Source organism: Pacificibacter marinus (assembly GCF_900109555.1).
GTDB classification, from domain to species: Bacteria; Pseudomonadota; Alphaproteobacteria; order Rhodobacterales; family Rhodobacteraceae; genus Celeribacter; species Celeribacter marinus_C.
In genome coordinates, this window is record NZ_FNZV01000003.1 from 87,743 (window position 1) to 106,271 (window position 18,529).

15 protein-coding genes and 1 pseudogene are annotated in these 18,529 nt (G+C 52.6%); 1 reads left to right on the top strand and 15 read right to left on the bottom strand.

The window, feature by feature from the left end; translation table 11 throughout:
• The first annotated feature begins 28 nt into the window (after positions 1–28).
• A complete protein-coding gene (locus tag BM025_RS05375; RefSeq protein ID WP_085848536.1) occupies positions 29–2,044 on the top strand; it encodes a M3 family metallopeptidase in 2,016 nt (671 codons plus the stop codon).
• Between the two features lie 4 nt (positions 2,045–2,048).
• Here BM025_RS05375 and BM025_RS05380 read toward each other — a convergent pair whose 3' ends face one another.
• From BM025_RS05380 to xdhA, 15 genes and pseudogenes are all read right to left on the bottom strand, one after another.
• Positions 2,049–2,927, bottom strand: a complete 879-nt coding sequence (locus BM025_RS05380) for a cation diffusion facilitator family transporter (RefSeq protein WP_085848539.1) — start codon at positions 2,925–2,927, stop codon at positions 2,049–2,051.
• Positions 2,928–2,951: 24 nt separating this feature from the next.
• Positions 2,952–3,941 carry a capsular polysaccharide export protein, LipB/KpsS family gene (locus tag BM025_RS05385; protein WP_085848542.1) on the bottom strand — a complete coding sequence of 330 codons (990 nt, stop codon included), beginning with the start codon at positions 3,939–3,941 and terminating at the stop codon, positions 2,952–2,954.
• A gap of 23 nt (positions 3,942–3,964) precedes the next feature.
• Entirely contained in the window at positions 3,965–4,579 is a 615-nt protein-coding gene (locus tag BM025_RS05390; RefSeq protein WP_244515494.1) for an SH3 domain-containing protein, read from the bottom strand.
• Between the two features lie 223 nt (positions 4,580–4,802).
• Positions 4,803–5,717, bottom strand: coding sequence for a pirin family protein (locus tag BM025_RS05395; protein WP_085848546.1), 915 nt, complete (start codon positions 5,715–5,717; stop codon positions 4,803–4,805).
• Between the two features lie 121 nt (positions 5,718–5,838).
• Positions 5,839–6,348, bottom strand: coding sequence for a hypothetical protein (locus BM025_RS05400; protein WP_085848549.1), 510 nt, complete (start codon positions 6,346–6,348; stop codon positions 5,839–5,841).
• Positions 6,349–6,474: 126 nt separating this feature from the next.
• Complete coding sequence (gene panB / locus BM025_RS05405; protein ID WP_085848552.1) at positions 6,475–7,299, bottom strand: 3-methyl-2-oxobutanoate hydroxymethyltransferase; 825 nt, start codon at positions 7,297–7,299, stop codon at positions 6,475–6,477.
• 33 nt (positions 7,300–7,332) lie between these two features.
• A complete protein-coding gene (gene panC / locus BM025_RS05410; RefSeq protein ID WP_085848555.1) occupies positions 7,333–8,181 on the bottom strand; it encodes a pantoate--beta-alanine ligase in 849 nt (282 codons plus the stop codon).
• 265 nt (positions 8,182–8,446) lie between these two features.
• Positions 8,447–8,782, bottom strand: a complete 336-nt coding sequence (locus tag BM025_RS05415; RefSeq protein ID WP_085848559.1) for a carboxymuconolactone decarboxylase family protein — start codon at positions 8,780–8,782, stop codon at positions 8,447–8,449.
• Between the two features lie 199 nt (positions 8,783–8,981).
• Positions 8,982–10,049, bottom strand: coding sequence for a BMP family ABC transporter substrate-binding protein (locus BM025_RS05420; RefSeq protein WP_085848562.1), 1,068 nt, complete (start codon positions 10,047–10,049; stop codon positions 8,982–8,984).
• Positions 10,050–10,373: 324 nt separating this feature from the next.
• Positions 10,374–11,258: pseudogene (locus tag BM025_RS05425) on the bottom strand (ABC transporter permease); the annotation flags it as partial.
• A complete protein-coding gene (locus BM025_RS05430) occupies positions 11,258–12,343 on the bottom strand; it encodes an ABC transporter permease (RefSeq protein ID WP_085848569.1) in 1,086 nt (361 codons plus the stop codon). The gene BM025_RS05430 and the pseudogene BM025_RS05425, both read right to left, overlap by 1 nt.
• Positions 12,340–13,875, bottom strand: coding sequence for an ABC transporter ATP-binding protein (locus BM025_RS05435; RefSeq protein WP_085848571.1), 1,536 nt, complete (start codon positions 13,873–13,875; stop codon positions 12,340–12,342). The genes BM025_RS05430 and BM025_RS05435 overlap by 4 nt, the downstream gene beginning before the upstream one ends.
• Before the next feature lies 1 nt (position 13,876).
• Positions 13,877–14,806: a xanthine dehydrogenase accessory protein XdhC gene (gene xdhC, locus BM025_RS05440; RefSeq protein ID WP_085848574.1), complete on the bottom strand. Its 930-nt coding sequence runs from the start codon at positions 14,804–14,806 to the stop codon at positions 13,877–13,879.
• Complete coding sequence (xdhB, locus tag BM025_RS05445; protein ID WP_085848577.1) at positions 14,803–17,091, bottom strand: xanthine dehydrogenase molybdopterin binding subunit; 2,289 nt, start codon at positions 17,089–17,091, stop codon at positions 14,803–14,805. The genes xdhC and xdhB overlap by 4 nt, the downstream gene beginning before the upstream one ends.
• Complete coding sequence (gene xdhA, locus BM025_RS05450) at positions 17,088–18,452, bottom strand: xanthine dehydrogenase small subunit (protein ID WP_085848950.1); 1,365 nt, start codon at positions 18,450–18,452, stop codon at positions 17,088–17,090. Before xdhA ends, xdhB begins: the two co-directional genes overlap by 4 nt.
• Between the last annotated feature and the right edge of the window lie 77 nt (positions 18,453–18,529).

Here is an 18,529-nt window from a genome sequence, read left to right on the forward strand (position 1 = left end):
GCATAGCTTGATGTCAAAGGAGCCCCTTATGACCAACCCGTTTTTGCGCCCATGGACCACCACGTTCGACATTCCGCCTTTCGTGGAAATTTCCGACGATCATTTCAAACCTGCGTTTGAGGCTGGTCTCGCTGAAGGGCGCGCTGGGATCAAGGCGATTGCAGAAAACCCCGAGGCCCCAAGTTTTGAAAACACCATCGCAGCGATGGAGACATGCGAAGATTTACTGTCGAAAGTCTTGGGTGTTTTTTATGGCATCGCAGGGGCGGATAGCAACGACGTACGCGAAGGATTACAGCGCGATTTTGGTCCTATCTTGGCTGATTATTCGTCTGAGATCACGGCGAACGCAGCGCTGTTCGAACGGATCGAAACGTTGTGGAACACCCGAGATACGCTTGATCTGGATGCAGAACAGTTGCGTGTTTTGATGTTGACGCATCGCAGTTTTGTCCGCTCTGGCGCGCGTCTGTCCCCTGAAGACAAAGCGCGTATGGCCAAAATACAATCACGTCTGTCGACACTTGGGACCGAGTTTTCGCAAAACCTTTTGGGGGACGAATCTGACTGGTTTTTAGAGGTGTCCGATGCGGATATGATTGGCCTGCCAGAGTTTGCACGGGATGCCATGCGTGCGGCTGGCGCGGCCAAGAAATTGGACGGACCCTGTTTGACAACGTCGCGGTCTTTGTTCGTGCCGTTTTTGCAATTCTCACCGCGTCGCGATCTGCGGGCGGCGGTGTTTGATGCTTGGAAATCACGTGGCGCACGCGGCAAAGACAACGACAACCGCGCCCATTCCGCTGAAATTTTGAAGCTCCGCGAAGAGCGTGCCAAGCTGTTGGGCTATGACAGTTTCGCGGCGTTCAAGCTTGAAACGCAAATGGCCAAGACGCCAGATGCCGTGCGCGATTTGTTGATGGAAGTGTGGACCCCTGCCAAAGCTGCCGCCGAAAAAGATGGCGCGATTTTGCAAAATATGCTGCACGCGGATGGTCACACAGGGCCGCTTGAGCCGTGGGATTGGCGGTACTATTCTGAAAAACGTCGCAAGATCGAACACGATTTGGATGAAGCTGAACTCAAACCGTATTTGCAACTGGATCGGATGATTGAGGCCGCGTTTGCCTGCGCTACACGTCTGTTCAACCTTGAATTTGAACCACTTGATGCTGCGCTGTACCACGACGATGTGCGAGGGTGGAATGTCACGCGCGATGGCGAACATTTGGCCGTTTTTATCGGCGATTATTTTGCACGCGGCTCAAAACGTTCTGGCGCGTGGTGTACGGCGATGCGGTCACAAAAGAAACTCGGGGGCGACACCAAGCCGATCGTTTTAAATGTGTGTAACTTTGCCAAGGCCTCTGGCGATAAACCCAATCTCTTATCCTATGACGACGCGCGCACATTGTTTCACGAGTTTGGTCATGCGTTGCACCAAATGCTGTCTGATGTGACGTTTGAAAGTATTTCAGGCACCTCTGTGGCGCGTGATTTTGTTGAGTTGCCAAGCCAGCTTTACGAACACTGGCTGGAAGTCCCTGTAGTTTTACAAGAATTCGCAACACATGCTGAGACAGGCGAACCTATGCCTGCGGATATGCTCAAGCGATTGCTGGATGCGCAGACCTATGATCAAGGCTACACAACTGTGGGCTATGTCGCGTCTGCGTTGACTGATTTGAATTTCCACGATGGCGATGCGCCTGCTGATCCGATGCAATCGCAGGCTGAGACTTTGGATCAATTGGGTATGCCGCAAGCCACTACCATGTTCCACGAGGCCCCGCATTTCCAACATGTGTTCGCGGGCGACGGATATTCATGTGGCTACTATTCTTACATGTGGTCCGAGGTGATGGACGCCGATGCATTCGAAGCATTCAAAGAGGCTGACCCCTTTGATGCACAGACCGCCAAGCGACTTGAAACGCATATTCTGTCTGCCGGTGGATCTGCTGATCCTGAGGCACTCTACACAGCGTTTCGCGGGCGTATGCCGGGACCTGAAGCTATGCTGAAAGGGCGCGGATTGGCCTAAAACCTTATGCGCCGTGCGCCACGTCTTTGTGGATAATGACATCGGAATTGGGCAGGGCCGAACAGATTTTGGCCTTAAGCGATTTTCCGATGTCATGCGCCTCACGCAGGCTTTGTTCGCCATCCAATTCGATGTGTAAATGCACGAATACCTTTGATCCTGCCATGCGGGTTTTCAGGTCATGATGTCCCCGCACCCCCGGTTCATTGGCAGCCAAAGATTCGATTGTGGTGATCATGCTTTGCGGTGCGCGGCGGTCCATTAAAGCGTCCAGCGCCGATTTTCCAATGCGTAACGCACCAATGGCCAAAACCGCCGATGCCCCCAATGCGACGACGCTGTCAATGCGGTGCAGGTCAAACGCAGAGGCGGCAATCAGCGCTAAAATTGTGCCCAAGTTGGGGATCAAGTCGCCCACATAATGCAGGCTATCTGCAGCGACCACTTTTGACCCAGTGCGCCGGGCGACGCGGCGTTGCCAGACAATCAATCCGGCGGTGAGGCAGATGGAAAACACCATCACAGCGATGCCGCGTGCCTCGTCCATCACTTCGATTGGGGTGGGTATTAGCAAGCGGCGCACGGCAGACCACGCAATGATCGCACTTGAAATAAGCAGAAAAACGGATTGTCCAAGGGCGGCTAAATCTTCGGCAGATGTATGTCCAAAACTGTGATCTTCGTCAGGCGGGCGAGAGGCATAATAAATCGCCATCAAGCCACCAAGTGCCATCACCAAATCCAACGCGCTGTCGACCAGAGATGTGGCAATCGATAGGGAACTGGTTTGCTCAAATGCCCAAAGCTTGACCAAAACCAAGATCACAGCAACGCTGACAGAGGCCAATCCTGCTGAAATATTAAGACGTGTATCAGTCTGCATTTATGCACCTGTGAGCTTTAGGTTCTAAGCAATCATTAATTTGTCGCGCACACGATCCCATGCGCGGTCAGCAAAATTGTCTTTGCTGGGTTCTAGGCAGCGCTTGGCTAAGAACCAGTAAAAATAGCCCTCGTAATCAAAACCTCGCATGATCTCGGGACCATTTTCAAGAGCTGCGTGCAGGTCTTCGATGGTGTGCGGAGTCAATGTGGCGTGCCAGTAATCGGATTTTGCACAGGTGATCACGGGCTTTTTTTGCATCAAAGCCTCAAATCCCGCAGCGGAGTTTTGTGTGATCACGACCCGTGCGGATTGGATCAAATCATGAACCGAAGCTTCTGTGGTTTGCACATTTGGAAAGGCAGCGCAGGTTTCCAATATATGTTGGCGACCGACCTTGGATTGATGCGGATGAAGTTTGACATATACAATTGCATTAGGATCAAATCGTGCTGCCGTTTCAATCATTTGGTCGGTTGTCAGGTGGTTTGGTCGGGGCAGGGCCAAATTGTTTCTTTGGCAAAAAATTACAGCTGTCGCGGGGGACAAAGGGGTGTTAAATCGTTGTTCTTGGCGCAACGTTGAAACGTTTTCTCGCAACATGTATCCGGTTACGCCGTTGAAGAAAAACTCAGCCTCGGCCTGATCAGTGTTGTCGCTGGTATAGCTGGTCAAACGCAATGAACTGTTCGAGTCAAATCCCAGTTCATCAAAATACCAAAACCCCCAAATATAGGATGGAAAAGCATGCAAAATGCCAGGACCATACATAGCAGGCCCGCCCACAATGATGTGCAGATGTGTTTGGGTCAAAAGCCCGCGAGAGGTGCGACTGTTCCCGTCTACCAAATAGGGTGAGATATCGTGCTGTTTGAATTTTTGGGCCAGCTTGGTAAAAAAGTCATGCTTATTCTGCCCAAGCGCCTCGTACCAGCTACCATAGGCGTGGATGATGGCAGATTTATAGCCCGCGCGAATGTTTCGAGCTGACAAAGGGGATTTGAGATGGTCCATGCCGTTGCCTTTAGCTGTCGTTTTTAGTCCAAAATCTCGTCGCCACCGATGCCCCATAGACCTGTCTTGCGCAGCCACCCTTTGTGGCCATCCGCCGAGGCTTTACACCAGTCGATGTCGCACTCAAGCAAGCGCAACACAGCGCCTTTTTCTGCTTGCGCCGTCAGGCGGCTCGATTGATCGGGGCGCGCATGTAAATCTACTGTCTCTTGTTGCACAAGTGCCGTGCGAACGCCTGATATCAACGAGTAATGCACCCAGCCTGTGGCATCTTCAAAATCACGCACCCGGCGCCAGTGGCCGTATTCTGCAATGACTTCAAGTGGGTAACCGCGTAGTTTGAATACCCAGTCGATTCGGTGGCTCAAGGATGGGCCACGCCGCGCATTGGCTTCAGTTGCTTTGAGCGACACAAACCGCGGCAAGGGTAAGTTGGTGACATTTCCGCGCTTTATGGCCGCGACAGGCTTTTGGGGCTCAGGAGGTTGGGCGTTTGGTGTCTGTTCTGATTCTGTGGCTGCTGGTGCAGTTTGGGCAAAAGTCCCAGTTGGTAAGCAGGCCATAACGATACAGAACCCAAGACAAAGCTGGGCAAAGCGGGCCGCAACGATTGAGGGACGAAGAGCGAGTATATTCACTTGTATTTGGCCTGTCGTTTGCTTCGGTGTGCCGAAGTGCAATCTGGTTTCTGCGCGCCGCTTAGGGCCTGTGATAGACCAAGGCGTGCCAGTTCAGTTTGGCAGGTCATAGAGTAAAAGTGAAGGTGACGAAACCGCGCGTGTTGTCATATTTGACGCGGCGCGCGGTTGGCTAGGTGTGTTGGCGATGTTTTAGTTTAAAAGCTGATAGATTTCAGCAGTCTCACTGTCTTTGATCTTGAATAAACGTGCCGTTTTGCAAGTCTTTCATCGCTTGTCGCAACTCGTCTTGGGTGTTCATTACAATTGGTCCATGCCACGCCACAGGTTCTTGAATCGGTTGACCCGAGATCAGCAAGAATCGAATGCCTTCAGGGCCAGATTGAACCGTGATTTCATCGCCTGTGTCAAAATTCACCAAGGTGCGGTTTCCGGTCATGTCGCGGATGTTGATTTCTTCGCCAGCCACTTCTTTTTCCACGCGCACCCCATAGGGATTGGATGCATCTCGAAAACTGCCTTTGCCCGCAAAGACATACGCGAATGTGTTGGCGTAGGTGTCCACTGGAAAGGTTTTTCGTGTATTCGGCGGTATCGAAATATCAAGATACAGTGGATCAGCAGCGATGCCGTCAACCGGCCCGCGTTTGCCCCAGAATGATCCTGTTACGATTTTGACAGCGGTGCCGTCGTCGTCGATAATAACAGGAATATCAGAGCCTTGGATGTCTTGATAACGAGGTTCCGTCATTTTTAGGCGAGATGGTAAATTGGCCCAAAGTTGAAACCCGTGCATCTGCCCACGCGGGTTTGCGCGTGGCATTTCTTGGTGCATGATGCCCGAGCCTGCGGTCATCCACTGTACTGAGCCTGCCCCCAAAACGCCGCGGTTTCCAAGACTGTCACCATGTTCAACTTCTCCGTCGAGCACATAGGTGATCGTCTCAATTCCACGGTGTGGGTGCCACGGAAACCCCTTTTCAAAGAGTTTAGGATCATCATTGCGAAAGTCGTCGAAGAGCAAGAATGGATCAAATTCGCGCGGCTTATGAAAGCCAAAAGCGCGATACAGGTGCACGCCCGCACCTTCCATTGTGGCTTGGGCTTCGGTGATAGATTTTACGGGTCGAAAGGTCATGAGACATCTCCATTACTTTCATCCCTTTTAGCATATTGCGTGACCGCACTAAACTGCTGGATTTCTATATTACCTGTGCAAATTAGAACGAAAGGGCGCGCAAGCTGCGCGCCCCAAGTGGTTAGTTTTCCATCAGAACCAATAGCTCTTCGGAAAATTTGTTAACCAGTTTGGTGTAGTTCTTATCAGAGCTGCCAATAGCTGCGCTGACCAAGGCCCCCGTGCGGGTTTTGGCGGCTTGGCCTGCGTTCACCTGAATAGGGTAGGTGGCCAAAACTTGCCCGTCTGGGGTGGTCAAGCGTGCTTGGCCGATCAATTTGGATTGATCCCACCCAAAAGCAGTACGCCCACTGTCGGCCACATTCAAACGTGCCACGTCAACGGTGAGCAAGACGCCATCGCTGGACATGCGGTTCGCAAATTCTCGCTGCAAAGCCGCCGTAAGATCGGGGTCCAATCGCGCGCTAAAATCTGCGGCGCGTTTGCTTTCAAACGCGGCACCTGTCGTGGTGACATCAATCGCAGAAATCGCCAAGCCATCGGCTTGGGCGCGCGACAACGGATTGGCGCGAGGCATAGGAGAACAGGCTGCCAAAGTGAGGGCCAGAAGCGGCCAAAGTATATGTTTCATAGTCACTCCTTTCGTGACGGTCCCAATAGGGGAATTCACTTGCTAAATAGGAGTTTTTGGGACCTCACAAGGGGGAAAATTTGCACTGTTTCGCCCCTCGCTGACATCTTTGTGCGTCTGAAACTCCTAAGGCTTTTTAGGCTGATACATGTTGTCTGGGCCAGGGAAGTTGCGGGTTTTGACTTCGTCTGCATATTCGCTGACCGCATCTTCAATCATCGGACCAAGATTGCCAAATTTTTTGACGAACTTGGGCACCCAAGGGTTGAGACCTAGCATATCTTCTAACACCAAAATTTGACCGTCACAGTTTGCAGAGGCACCGATTCCGATGGTTGGAATGTCCACCGCTGCAGTGATTTTATCGGCCAGAGGTTCGACCACGCCTTCGACGACAACTGCAAATGCGCCAGCTTCACAGACAGCAACAGCATCTGCGATATGCGCGGGCCATGTGTCTTCGTCGCGGCCTTGGGTTTTAAAGCCGCCCATTACATGGCTGGATTGTGGGGTCAGACCGATGTGCGCCATCACGGGAATGCCGCGTTCTACCAAGAATTTGATCGTCTCAGCCATGCGTGCGCCACCCTCAAGTTTCACCGCTTGGCACTGGGTTTCTTTCATGATTTTGGCGGCATTGCGAAAGGCCATATTTGGACTTTCCTCGTAAGAGCCAAAAGGCATGTCGACCACGATCAGTGCTTTTTTCGTGCCTCGCACAACGGCTTTTCCGTGCATGATCATGAGATCAAGAGGAACGCCAACGGTGCTTTCCATACCGTGCATCACCATGCCCAAGCTGTCACCCACAAGAATGAAATCTGCATATTTATCAACGATAGCAGCGGTATGCGCGTGGTATGATGTCAGTGACACAATAGGTTCACCACCTTTGCGGTTGGCAATTTGTGGCACTGTGTTGCGACGAATGACTTCGGTTTGGGTGGACATAGGATGTCTCCTGTTTTGTGGCGATTGCCACAGTTAGCTTGGGTCGCTGACCCGTTGATCAATGAGCAGCACATCGCCAAAGGATGCGGCGAGCAAGATAACAACAGGGCTGTCGATCTTGCCAACTGGCACCTCTAGGGTGAAGGCATCGCGCACGTCGACGCTTTGCACTGTGGCACGTGGTTCGCGAGCGATAAAGGCGTGAATATCACGTTCAAGTTCTGCGGCTTCGCGCCCGTCTGAGGCCTCATAATCACCGTAAGCCAGTGCTTTGTTCAAAATAAGCGCGGCTTGGCGATCATCGGCAGTCAGGCGCACATTGCGTGATGACAGGGCCAAACCATCGACATCGCGCACGGTTGGCACGCCGATGGCATCGACTGGAATATCCAAATCACGCACCATTGTTTGGATTACCAAAAGCTGTTGGTAATCTTTTTCGCCGAAAAATGCTTTGTCTGGCTGAACAATGTTAAACAGCTTGCTGACAACCGTGCACACGCCTTTGTAATGGTTGGGGCGCAGGGCTCCCATAAGTATGTTTGCAAGCTGTTCTGTTTCGACTGTGGTTTGTTTATTTGCGTGGTACATTTCAGTGACCGAAGGCACAAACACCGCATCAACGCCCGCTGCTTCGAGCAAGGCAAAATCGCGCGCTTCATCGCGGGGGTAAGCATCAAGATCGGCGGCATCGCCAAACTGTGTTGGATTGACAAAAATTGTGGCCACCACGCGCGATGTCGCGGCTTTTGCAACGCTCACCAAGCTCATGTGGCCGTTGTGTAAATATCCCATTGTGGGCACCAGACCGACAGTTTCGCCTTTGGCACGAAAGTCTTTGACGGCATCACGCACGTCGGCTTTGGTTCGGCAAATCCGCATCGCATATTCCCTTCGCGACATAGTCTGGCGCGAACTCTAGCGTTCTTGCGGCATCGCGGCAAGTTTTGCGCGCAAGACTGGATTTGTTTTAAGATGTCCCGTCTTATTATAGTGGCCGCAGTCAGAGCGATGACGGCATGGCGATCATTGTTTTCGACCCCATCGTGGTTGAAGAGCCTGAAATTGGCTTGAGTGAATATAGCGGATTTGTTGAAAAACCTGGGTTTTATCTTGAAGGGATTTGATCCCAAGACATCTGAGTAGATTAGGCGGTCAATTGGTCCCAACATTCAAGGCATTTCGCAGCATACATCAATGACGGTCCTCCACCCATTTGCACCACCATGCCTAGCATGTCGGCAAGCTCTTCGCGGGTGGCCCCTGTTTTGCTCAGCGCGTCGACATGAAAGCCGATACAAGGATCACAGCGATCTGCGATTGCGATGCCAAGCGCTACAAATTCTTTGGTTTTTAAATCCAACACACCGCCTTTTTGAGCTGCTTTTGAAAGCGCTCCAAAGCCCTGTGCCATCTCTTTGTTGGCAGTGTTCAATGTACGCAAAGCGCTGCGCATCTCATCGTTTTGTGTTTTCCAATGCATGGTGAAACCTTTTGGGGAAATGACTGTAATTTAACATCCCATATGGTCAAGCGGCTGGCTTTGATGCGCATCAACATAGAGTGGATTGTGTTCTATCAGAGTTTCGAGTGCATGCATTTGCGCAAAGAAAAAGGCCCGCGTGGGGCGGGCCTTGTCCAGTGTGTTGGTCTTTGTGACCTAAGCGTGATCCAAGCAATGCTTATTGTGGAATTTCGCCTGTCAGACCTTCAACGTAGAAGCTCATACCGGCAAGCGCGCCGTCGTCAGCCACTTCGCCTTCGGCCAACCAAGGTGTGCCGTCTTGTTTGTTCAGCGGTCCTGTGAACGGGTGGTATGTACCAGCAACGATGGCATCTTTCATCGCCAATGCTTCGGCTTTCACGTCAGCAGGAACTGCGTCTGTGATCTCGCCAATGCCAACCATGCCTGATGCAATGCCGCCCCATGTGTTCGTGGAAGACCATGTGCCGTCCATGACAGCTTGGGTGCGCTCAATGTAGTATGGCGCCCAGTCGTCGATGATGGATGACACGCGTGGGTTTGGTGCAAAGTCATACATATCAGATGCTTGGCCGAAACCAATTGCTCCAGCTTCTTTTGCGGCGGCAAGCGGCGCTGTAGAATCTGTGTGCTGCAAAATCACGTCAGCGCCTTGCTCAAGCAAAGCTTTGGCTGCGTCGGCTTCTTTGGCTGGGTTCATCCACTCGTAGATCCAGATGACTTTGAATTCGACATCAGGGTTTACTTTTTTCGCGTGGATGTAGGCTGAGTTGATGCCGCGCACAACTTCTGGAATAGGCACAGACCCGATGTAACCCACGATGTTGGATTTGGTCATGCGACCCGCGATTGTGCCTTGGATGGCGCGTCCTTCGTAAAAGCGTGCAGAGTAAACAGATACGTTGTCAGCTTGTTTATAGCCTGTTGCATGCTCAAATTTCACATCTGGGAATTTGGCTGCCACGTTGATGGTTGGGTCCATAAAGCCAAAGGATGTGGCGAAAATGATGTCTGTGCCAGTGAGCGCCATTTGCGTCATGATACGTTCGGCGTCTGGACCTTCTGGTACGTTTTCAACGAAAACAGTTTCGACTTTATCGCCAAAATGTTTTTCAAGCTCTTGGCGTCCATGGTCATGACCTTGGGTCCAACCGCCATCATTGATTGGGCCAACGTAGACGAAACCAACTTTGGTTTTGTCGTCCGCAAATGCCGCACCAGCAAGACCAACAGCCAAAGCTGTCGTTGCGAGAATTTTTTTGAACATGTGTTCACTCCCAGAGTTTTGAGGCTGTCACGCCCCTTTTAAATGCGAACCTTACGGTCCATTTGCCCAAGCTCATATGAGCCTGTTTCGTTTCAAGCTCTAGTGAGCCTGAAAAATCTTGCCCAACATCGCAGGCCCATTTGAGGCCCCTTTGCTGCGGGCAGAAATCACAACCAACACAACAATCGTTGCTACAAAAGGCGCGGATGATAGCATCAGCAAGTCTAGACTTGATGCGTAATTGGTCGCAATCCCGATCAACAACAGCACTAGACCGACTCCGATAAATTGCGCAAACGTCTTAAGCGTTGGCTTAACATCAAGCGTTTTTTTCCACGACCCTACCGCTACGGCAATCACAAAATATATCACGCCTGCCAACATCACCAGATACGGCAGTACAAACAGCAATGGAATGTTCGCGGCTTGCAAGTTCAATTGCAATGCTGTCAGCCCCCCAAACAGGTAAGCCCCAAAAACAACGCGTTCAGGTTTCCATGATGCAAAGACAACAATGGCCAGCGCGATCCAACCAATGCCACCCGTGATGCCATCGGTCCATTGCGGCACGCGGATCAGGGAAATATAGGCTCCGCCCAATCCAGCCATAGCGCCGCCAAACCCGATTGCCATCACCCGCACCAGCCGAACTTTATAGCCCAAAGCATGCGCCGCATCGTGGTTTTCACCCACTGCGCGCAAAATCAAACCGCCACGTGTGTATTTTAAAAAGACACCCACCAAGACCGCTAATATCAACGATAGATATACAATTGGATCATGCTGAAACATCACGGGGCCGAAAAACGGAATGCTTTCAAACACTGGAATGTGCAATTTCCCCATCAAGGGCGGGCTTTCGCCCACATAGGGCTGCCCGATCAAAGATGCCAAACCAACCCCAACCAGGGTCAAAGCCAAGCCGCTTGGCACCTGAGTGGCGTATAAGAACTGGGTCAAAATCGCGAACAGCATCGATAGCAAGGCACCGCCAGCTGCAGCTCCCAAAAAGCCAGCAGCAGCCGAGCCGCTTTCAATCGCAATCGCAAAACCGCAGATCGCGCCGATGATCATCATACCCTCAACGCCAAGGTTCAGCACGCCTGCGCGCTCGGTGACCATTTCGCCTAAAGCCGCCAATAGAATAGGGGTTGAGGCAACCATTAAGCTTGCAAAAAATGCGACGAGTGAGATCGATCCTAGGTCCATCACACGGCCTCCTTTTTACGCCAAACGATTTTGTAATTCACCAAGATATCCATCGCCAAAAGCGTCATTAGCAGCATGCCTTGGAACACTTGGATCGAGGCCGAGGGAAGCGATAGCATGAATTGTGCCAATTCGCCGCCGATAAATGTCAGCGCCAGCAAAAGCCCCGCCAACATAATACCAATTGGGTTCAAGCGGCCCAAAAAGGCGACGATGATCGCGGTAAACCCATAGCCTGTGTTGAAGGATGTGGTGATCTGTCCCGCAGGCCCGGTGACTTCAAAAAGCCCCGCCAGCCCTGCCAAAGCGCCAGATGTTCCGAGGCAGAAAATAATCAAACGTTTGGAATTGACCCCTGCAAACCCAGCGGCGCGGGGGCTTTCGCCAGTCACCCGAATTTGAAACCCAAGCATGTGTTTGCTCAGCAAAACATATGCCGCAACCACAGCGGCAAAGGCTGCCATAACACCCCAATGCGCGCCAGTGCCCGCGATCAATTCAGGGTTCGCACTTGAGGCATATTGCGCCAAGTTGCGCGATCCGGGAAAGCCGTTGCCTTCGGGGTTGCGCAACGCACCCAACGAGACGGCGATCATGATCTGCTCAGCAAAATACACCAACATTAGCGATACCAATATTTCGGGCGCATTGAATTTGGTTTTGCACAGGGCCGGAATGAGTCCCCATAAGAAACCGCCCAAAGCCCCACCGATCACCATCAATGGAAAGATAAACCACGCCTCCATCGGGTAAAAAGCAAGGCCGATAGCTGCGCCGCAAATCGCCCCCATAATATACTGCCCTTCGGCGCCAATGTTCCAAATGCCAGCTTTGAACCCAAGGCTCAGTCCGATGGCAATTAAAATCAGCGGGGCGGCTTTTACCAAAAGTTGCGGGCGTGAATAGGCTGCGAAATCAGGGCTGAACAAAGGGTCCCAAAAAATGGTGCGAATGGCGACAAAGGGATCTTTGCCCATCGCCGCAAACAAAAGTCCGCCCAAAATCATCGTCACGATCACAGCCAAAACCGGTGTGGCGACCATCCATGTTTTGGAAGGTTGCGGGCGTTTGATCAACGAAATCATGCTGACACCTCGTGGCCTGCGATTTGCGTATCGCTGGAGGTTTCCGCGCCGCCCATCATCAGGCCAATTTCATCGACTGTTAGCCCTTTGGCGACACGGGGTACACTGAGTTTACCTTCGTTGAGGGCTGCGAAATGATCGGAAATTTCCATGAGCTCATCCAAGTCTTGCGAGATACAAATGACCGCAGCGCCGCCAGCGGCCAAATCGAGCAGCGCTTGGCGAATGCTGGCCGCAGCAGACGCATCAACGCCCCAAGTCGGTTGATTCACCACCAACACTTTGGGGTCTTGCATCACCTCGCGGCCAATAACGAATTTTTGCAGATTGCCGCCGGACAAAGATCGTGCAGCGGCATTTGCACTTGGGGTGCGCACGTCAAAGGTTTTGATGATTTCTTGCGCAAACTTTTCGGTCTTGGACCAGTTTATAAAATTATTCTTGCTCAGTTTTTTGCGAATTGTCGCGGTGAGCGCTGTATTTTCAATCAAGCTCATGTTGGGCGCAGCCGCGTGGCCGAGCCGCTCTTCTGGTGCAGACAAAAGCCCCAATGCCCGTCGTGCGTTTGGCCCTAGAGTGCTGATATCTTGGCCTTCAAATACGACACTACCACTTTGGGCTTTGGCTTCGCCTGAGAGCACGGACAGCAATTCATCCTGCCCATTGCCCGCCACGCCGCCGATGCCCAAAATTTCGCCTGATTTCACTGACAGTGATAGGTTTTTTAATCGCGTTCCGAAAGGGCTTTGCGGGGCAAATTCAATGCCTTGCACCGACAAAAGTTCTGCACCGCTTTCCTTGGCCTCACGTGTCGGAATGTGCAGTGTTTCCCCCACCATCAACTCGGCCATATCGCGCGCTGTTGTGGTTTTTGGGTCGCATGTGCCAACAACTTTGCCCATCCGTAGGATCGTTGCGTCATCACACAGGCTGCGAATTTCTTCGAGTTTGTGCGAGATATAAAGAATAGACGTGCCTTCAGATTGCAGTTTGCGCAGGGTCGTGAAAAGGATTTCGACCTCTTGCGGGGTCAGCACCGACGTCGGTTCGTCCATGATCAACAGCTTGGGGTCTTGTAGAAGGCAGCGAATGATCTCGACTCTCTGGCGTTCCCCCGCAGACAAGTCACCCACGGTGCGGTGCGGATCAAGCGGCAGGCCATAGGTGTGAGACACCTCACGGATTGACCGCGCCAAGTCATTCATTTTTGGTGGATTTTCCATCCCAAGCGCGACATTTTCGGCCACGTTGAGTGCTTCAAATAGGGAAAAATGCTGAAACACCATAGCAACACCTGAGGCACGTGCAGCTTGAGGTGAGTTTGGCGCATAGGGCGCACCGTGAAGTGTCATGGTGCCACTGTCCGGCTTGGTCAGCCCATAGATCATTTTCACAAGTGTGGATTTCCCAGCACCGTTTTCGCCAAGCAGTGCGTGGACCTCGCCTTTTGCAATTGAAAACCCGACGTGATCATTGGCGATCACACCGAGATAGGCCTTGGTGAGTCCTTGAAGTTTTAGCAGTTCTGTCAATTTAGGCGCCCCCCGCGTGCGATTTCAAAGACTCAGCTTGGATTTCACCACAGATTAGGCGGGCAACAACGCCAACCGCAATGGCTTGGGGGTGTTTTCCAAGCTCAGGTTGCCCAATTGGACAGCATATGCGGCTTATTTGAGCCGGTGTGTGTCCGAGTGCCCCAAGTCGCGATCGAAACCGTGCCCATTTTGTGTCGGAGCCAATGAGACCTGCAAAGGCAAACTCATGCGACAGAATTTGATGACACAGCTCTAAATCAAGCGCATGGGAATAGGTCAGCACCAAATGCTCTGCATCTTGGGGGGCATGGGCGACTAAATCGGCGGGATTGGCAGCGATCAGTTGTGTTGTGCCTGCTGGTAAAAGTGTTGGAAAACGATCCTGTTTGGTATCAATCCATGTCAGTGAAAACTGAGGCAAAGGCGCAAGCACGTTTGCGATGGCGCGGCCCACGTGACCTGCGCCCCATAGCCATATTGGGCGCACTGGTGGGCTGACTGGTTCTATCATCCAGTCGCCCAAAAGACGCGGCGCGGCCAAACCTTCACGGCGTATGCCTTTGAGCGCTTTTTGTACGGCCAAGGGCATGACACTTGGTCCCCGCGCATAGGCATCTTGTGGGATGTTTTCCACAGTTTCAAAGATTTCGGTCAAAAGCGTGACGGATCCACCGCAACATTGTCCCATGCTTGGACCAAGGGGGATACGTTGCAGGCGCGGAGCGTGAAAGGCGGCTTTCATTGCTTCAAATTCAAGTGTTCCGCCGCCAATCGTCCCCGATTGTTCCAGACCATTTGGGCCGTGCCACACGAGCATTGATGCGCCGACCTCGCGAGGGGTTGAGCCTTTGACATCGGCCACAACGATTCGTGCGACGCGACCATGGGCTGCGATAGCCAACTCTAAGGCGTTGCGATCAAAGCTCATGCGCGTGCACGCCCGATTGCGCGCAATAATTCTTCTGGTGTGGCGGGGGCGTTAAGCGCTGGATAGTTGGGGCCACAGGCACTTGCCGCATCTGATAGAGCCAACAATGCAGAAATGCCAAGATTAAAGGGCGGCTCGCCCACGGCCTTGGATCGATAGATGCTTTTCTCAGGGTTGGGCGCATCCCACAGTTTGACGTTAAACACATCAGGTGCATCGCTGGCGGTTGGGATTTTGTAGGTCGAGGGCGCATGCGTGCGCAAACGGCCTTTTGCATCCCACACCAATTCTTCGGTGGTAAGCCAGCCGACGCCTTGCACATATCCGCCTTCAATTTGACCGATGTCCAAGCTTGGGTTCAATGAGGCGCCTGCATCATGCAAAATATCGCTGCGCAAAATGCGGTTTTCCCCTGTGAGTGTGTCGAGCACAACTTCGGTCAGCGCGATGCCGTAGGCAAAGTAGTAAAACGGGCGACCCTGCCCTTTGATGCGGTCCCATTTGACTTTAGGGGTTTTATAGAACCCAGTAGAGGACAGGCTGATCCGGTTTTCATAGGCAAGTTTCACGGCCTCTGGAAAAGACAGGCTGTGCGTGCCCACTGTGACCATATTATCTTGGAACGAAACAGTGTCTGCGCCAAAGTAGTCTTGTAAGAACAAAGACATGCGGTCGCGGATTGTGCTGCAAGCAGCTTTGACCGCCATGCCATTCAAATCCGCGCCAGAAGACGCAGCCGTGGCCGATGTGTTGGGCACTTTGGCGGTGTCTGTTGCTGTGATTTTGATGGCGTTCATGCTGACACCAAATTCGCTGGCGGCGACTTGGGCGACCTTTTGGAACAACCCTTGGCCCATTTCGGTGCCGCCATGATTAAGCTGAATAGAGCCATCTTGATAGACATGCACCAAAGCGCCAGCTTGGTTCAAATGGGTGAGCGTGAATGAGATACCGAACTTGACAGTGGATAGGCCAATACCCTTTTTGAGGATCGGGTTCTTGGCATTCCAATCGGCAATTTGGACGCGGCGCGCAGTGTAATCGGCATCTGCCAAGTGTCTATCAGTCATGGCATGCAAAATGGCGTCCGTGACGGGCATGCCATAGGGCGTGGTTTGGCCGGTTTTGGGTTCAGTTCCCATATCGGCATAATAGTTCGTGCGCCGCACATCGGCTGGATCAAGTTTTAGAGTGGCCGCGATATGGTCGATGACGCGTTCAATTCCAAGGATACCTTGCGGTCCGCCAAAACCGCGATAGGCGGTGGCGCTTTGTGTGTTGGTGCGTAGGCGGTGACTTTCGATGCGTGCGTGTTCCAGATGATAGGCATTATCGGCATGCAGCATCGCACGATCCGCCACGGGAATGCTCAGGTCGATGGACCAGCCGCAGCGCGTCATTTGAATAAAATCAACACCTGCGATTTTACCCGTGTCGTCAAACCCTACGGTATAAGAAATGCGAAAATCGTGGCGCTTGCCTGTGACCATCATATCGTCATCGCGATCATAGCGCATTTTACAGGGCTGACCTGTATCGCGCGCGGCGATAGCGCAGGCGATGGCAAGCCAGTTGCCTTGGCTTTCTTTCCCGCCAAACCCGCCGCCCATCCGTCGCGTTTCAACGCGCACAGCATGCATAGGAAGGTGCAGGGCGTGGGCGACTTTGTGTTGAATTTCGGTTGGATGCTGGGTCGAAGAGTTCACCAACATATCACCGCCCTCAAGCGGGGTGACAAGGGCGGCTTGGCCTTCGAGATAAAAGTGCTCTTGGCCGCCCATATCAATCTGACCGTGGATCACATGCGGCGCAGATTCAATCACCGCTGCCGGGTCGCCTTTGGTGTAGATGCGCGGGCCGTCTTCAAAGCGTGCGTTAGCGGCTAGCGCGTCTTCGTAGCTTAGAATGGCTGGTTTTTCAGCATAGGTGATCTGGCCCAAACGCGCCGCTTTGCGCGCGGCCAAGTGCGATGTGGCCACAACCAAAAACACAGGTTGTCCCAGAAAATGCACTGTGCCCGTGCAAAGCAAAGGCTCGTCGGGAACAGGCGCAGGAGAACAGTCAGGCACATGATCAAAATCATCGGCACAGTAGACCGCAACAACTCCATCAGCATTGCGCACGTCATCCAAATTCATCGATGTGATGTCTGCGTGCGCGACTTGGCTTAGGCCAAAGGCAAGATGTAGCGTGCCGTTTGGCGTGGGGATATCGTCGATGTAGCGCGCGGCCCCTGTCACATGCAGTTCAGCGGAATCGTGGGTGAGAGATGTGCCGACGCTCATGAGGATTCTCCCCGAACATCAAGCACTGATACAGTGTGGCCTTTGCTGTCAGCAAAAACACGTTTGAGCATGTTTTTGGCTGTTGTTTGACGATATTCGGCTGAGGCGCGCATGTCCGTCATAGGTTCATAATCTTGATCAAATGCGGGCAGGGCGGCATCAATCGTCACCTCTGTCCAAGGTTGGCCTATCAGGACTTGTTCCACATGTGTGGCGCGTTTTGGGGTGCCGGCCATGCCACCAAAAGCGATGCATGCGGCGCTGACTTTAGCGTCTGTCACCGTGATATTGAATGCACCACAAACGGCGGAAATATCTTGGTCAAACCGTTTGGACAGTTTGTAGACCCTTAGGTCATTCAAGCCCGCTTTTGGCACTGTGATCTGCGTGACAAATTCTGATGGCGTGCGGTCTTGTTTGCCGTATTCCACAAAAAAATCTTCAAGCAAAACTGTGCGGCTGTCTTCGCCTTTGCGCAAGGTGATGGTCGCGCCCAGTGCGATCAGCGGAGGCGGGCTGTCGCCAATCGGGGACCCGTTGGCGATGTTGCCGCCCAGTGTCGCAGCCGAACGTACTTGCTTGGATGAAAACCGTCGAAACATTTCGGCCAAAGACGGACAGGATTGCGCAAACAGAGGGCCTAGATCCGCGATAGGGGTCATCGCGCCGATCACGAAACTGTCTGCTGTCTCAGTGATGCCTTTTAGGTCGCGGACGCCATTCAAGAAAATCACATCTTCCAGCGAGCGCAACTGTTTGGTCACCCAAAGCCCCACATCTGTTGCCCCTGCAATCAACGTCGCGTTGGGGCGCAATGCGTAGAGCGCGGCCAGTTCATTGATGGTCTCAGGGCGCTCTATCAGCGCTGGCTCATCCATTGGTTCAAAGGGGACTTTGGCGACAGGGGATTCGCTGGCCGCTTTTTGGGCCGCACGCAAAATAGGGGCGTACCCCGTGCAACGGCACAGGTTGCCTGCAAGCGCGTCTTCGATGTTTGTATCGCCTGCTGCATGTGCTGTCGCAAGAGACATCACTATGCCCGGTGTGCAAAATCCACATTGCGATCCATGTTCTGTGATCATGGCGTTTTGGACAGGGTGTAGGGCGCCTTTGGGGGCGAGACCTTCGACCGTTGTGATGGATTTTCCGTGAATTTGCGGCATGAGCAAGATGCAAGCATTCAAAGCGCGCGGGCCTTGTTCGTCTTCGATCATCACGGTGCACGCGCCGCAATCGCCTTCGTTACAGCCCTCTTTTGTGCCAGTGAGGCGCTGTGTTTCGCGTAGGTAATCTAGCAATGTGCTGGTGGCGTTTTGCTCTGTTTTTACGAGCGCGCCATTCAAACGGAACGTGATCTCCATGTCTTTGACCTGCCGCTTTCTTTTGTCACGAAACACATCCGATGCGGCGGAAAATGCGTTTCTTTTTAGTAGAAAAC

Excerpts from the sequence above, each read along its gene's own strand:
- panB (WP_085848552.1), bottom strand. The coding sequence starts at position 7,299 with ATGTCCACCCAAACCGAAGTCATTCGTCGCAACACAGTGCCACAAATT.
- BM025_RS05420 (WP_085848562.1), bottom strand. The coding sequence starts at position 10,049 with ATGTTCAAAAAAATTCTCGCAACGACAGCTTTGGCTGTTGGTCTTGCT.
- BM025_RS05395 (WP_085848546.1), bottom strand. The coding sequence starts at position 5,717 with ATGACCTTTCGACCCGTAAAATCTATCACCGAAGCCCAAGCCACAATG.
- BM025_RS05400 (WP_085848549.1), bottom strand. The coding sequence starts at position 6,348 with ATGAAACATATACTTTGGCCGCTTCTGGCCCTCACTTTGGCAGCCTGT.
- xdhA (WP_085848950.1), bottom strand. The coding sequence starts at position 18,452 with ATGGAGATCACGTTCCGTTTGAATGGCGCGCTCGTAAAAACAGAGCAA.
- BM025_RS05380 (WP_085848539.1), bottom strand. The coding sequence starts at position 2,927 with ATGCAGACTGATACACGTCTTAATATTTCAGCAGGATTGGCCTCTGTC.
- BM025_RS05385 (WP_085848542.1), bottom strand. The coding sequence starts at position 3,941 with ATGGACCATCTCAAATCCCCTTTGTCAGCTCGAAACATTCGCGCGGGC.
- BM025_RS05375 (WP_085848536.1), top strand. The coding sequence starts at position 29 with ATGACCAACCCGTTTTTGCGCCCATGGACCACCACGTTCGACATTCCG.
- BM025_RS05415 (WP_085848559.1), bottom strand. The coding sequence starts at position 8,782 with ATGCATTGGAAAACACAAAACGATGAGATGCGCAGCGCTTTGCGTACA.
- BM025_RS05430 (WP_085848569.1), bottom strand. The coding sequence starts at position 12,343 with ATGATTTCGTTGATCAAACGCCCGCAACCTTCCAAAACATGGATGGTC.
- xdhC (WP_085848574.1), bottom strand. The coding sequence starts at position 14,806 with ATGAGCTTTGATCGCAACGCCTTAGAGTTGGCTATCGCAGCCCATGGT.
- panC (WP_085848555.1), bottom strand. The coding sequence starts at position 8,181 with ATGCGGATTTGCCGAACCAAAGCCGACGTGCGTGATGCCGTCAAAGAC.
- xdhB (WP_085848577.1), bottom strand. The coding sequence starts at position 17,091 with ATGAGCGTCGGCACATCTCTCACCCACGATTCCGCTGAACTGCATGTG.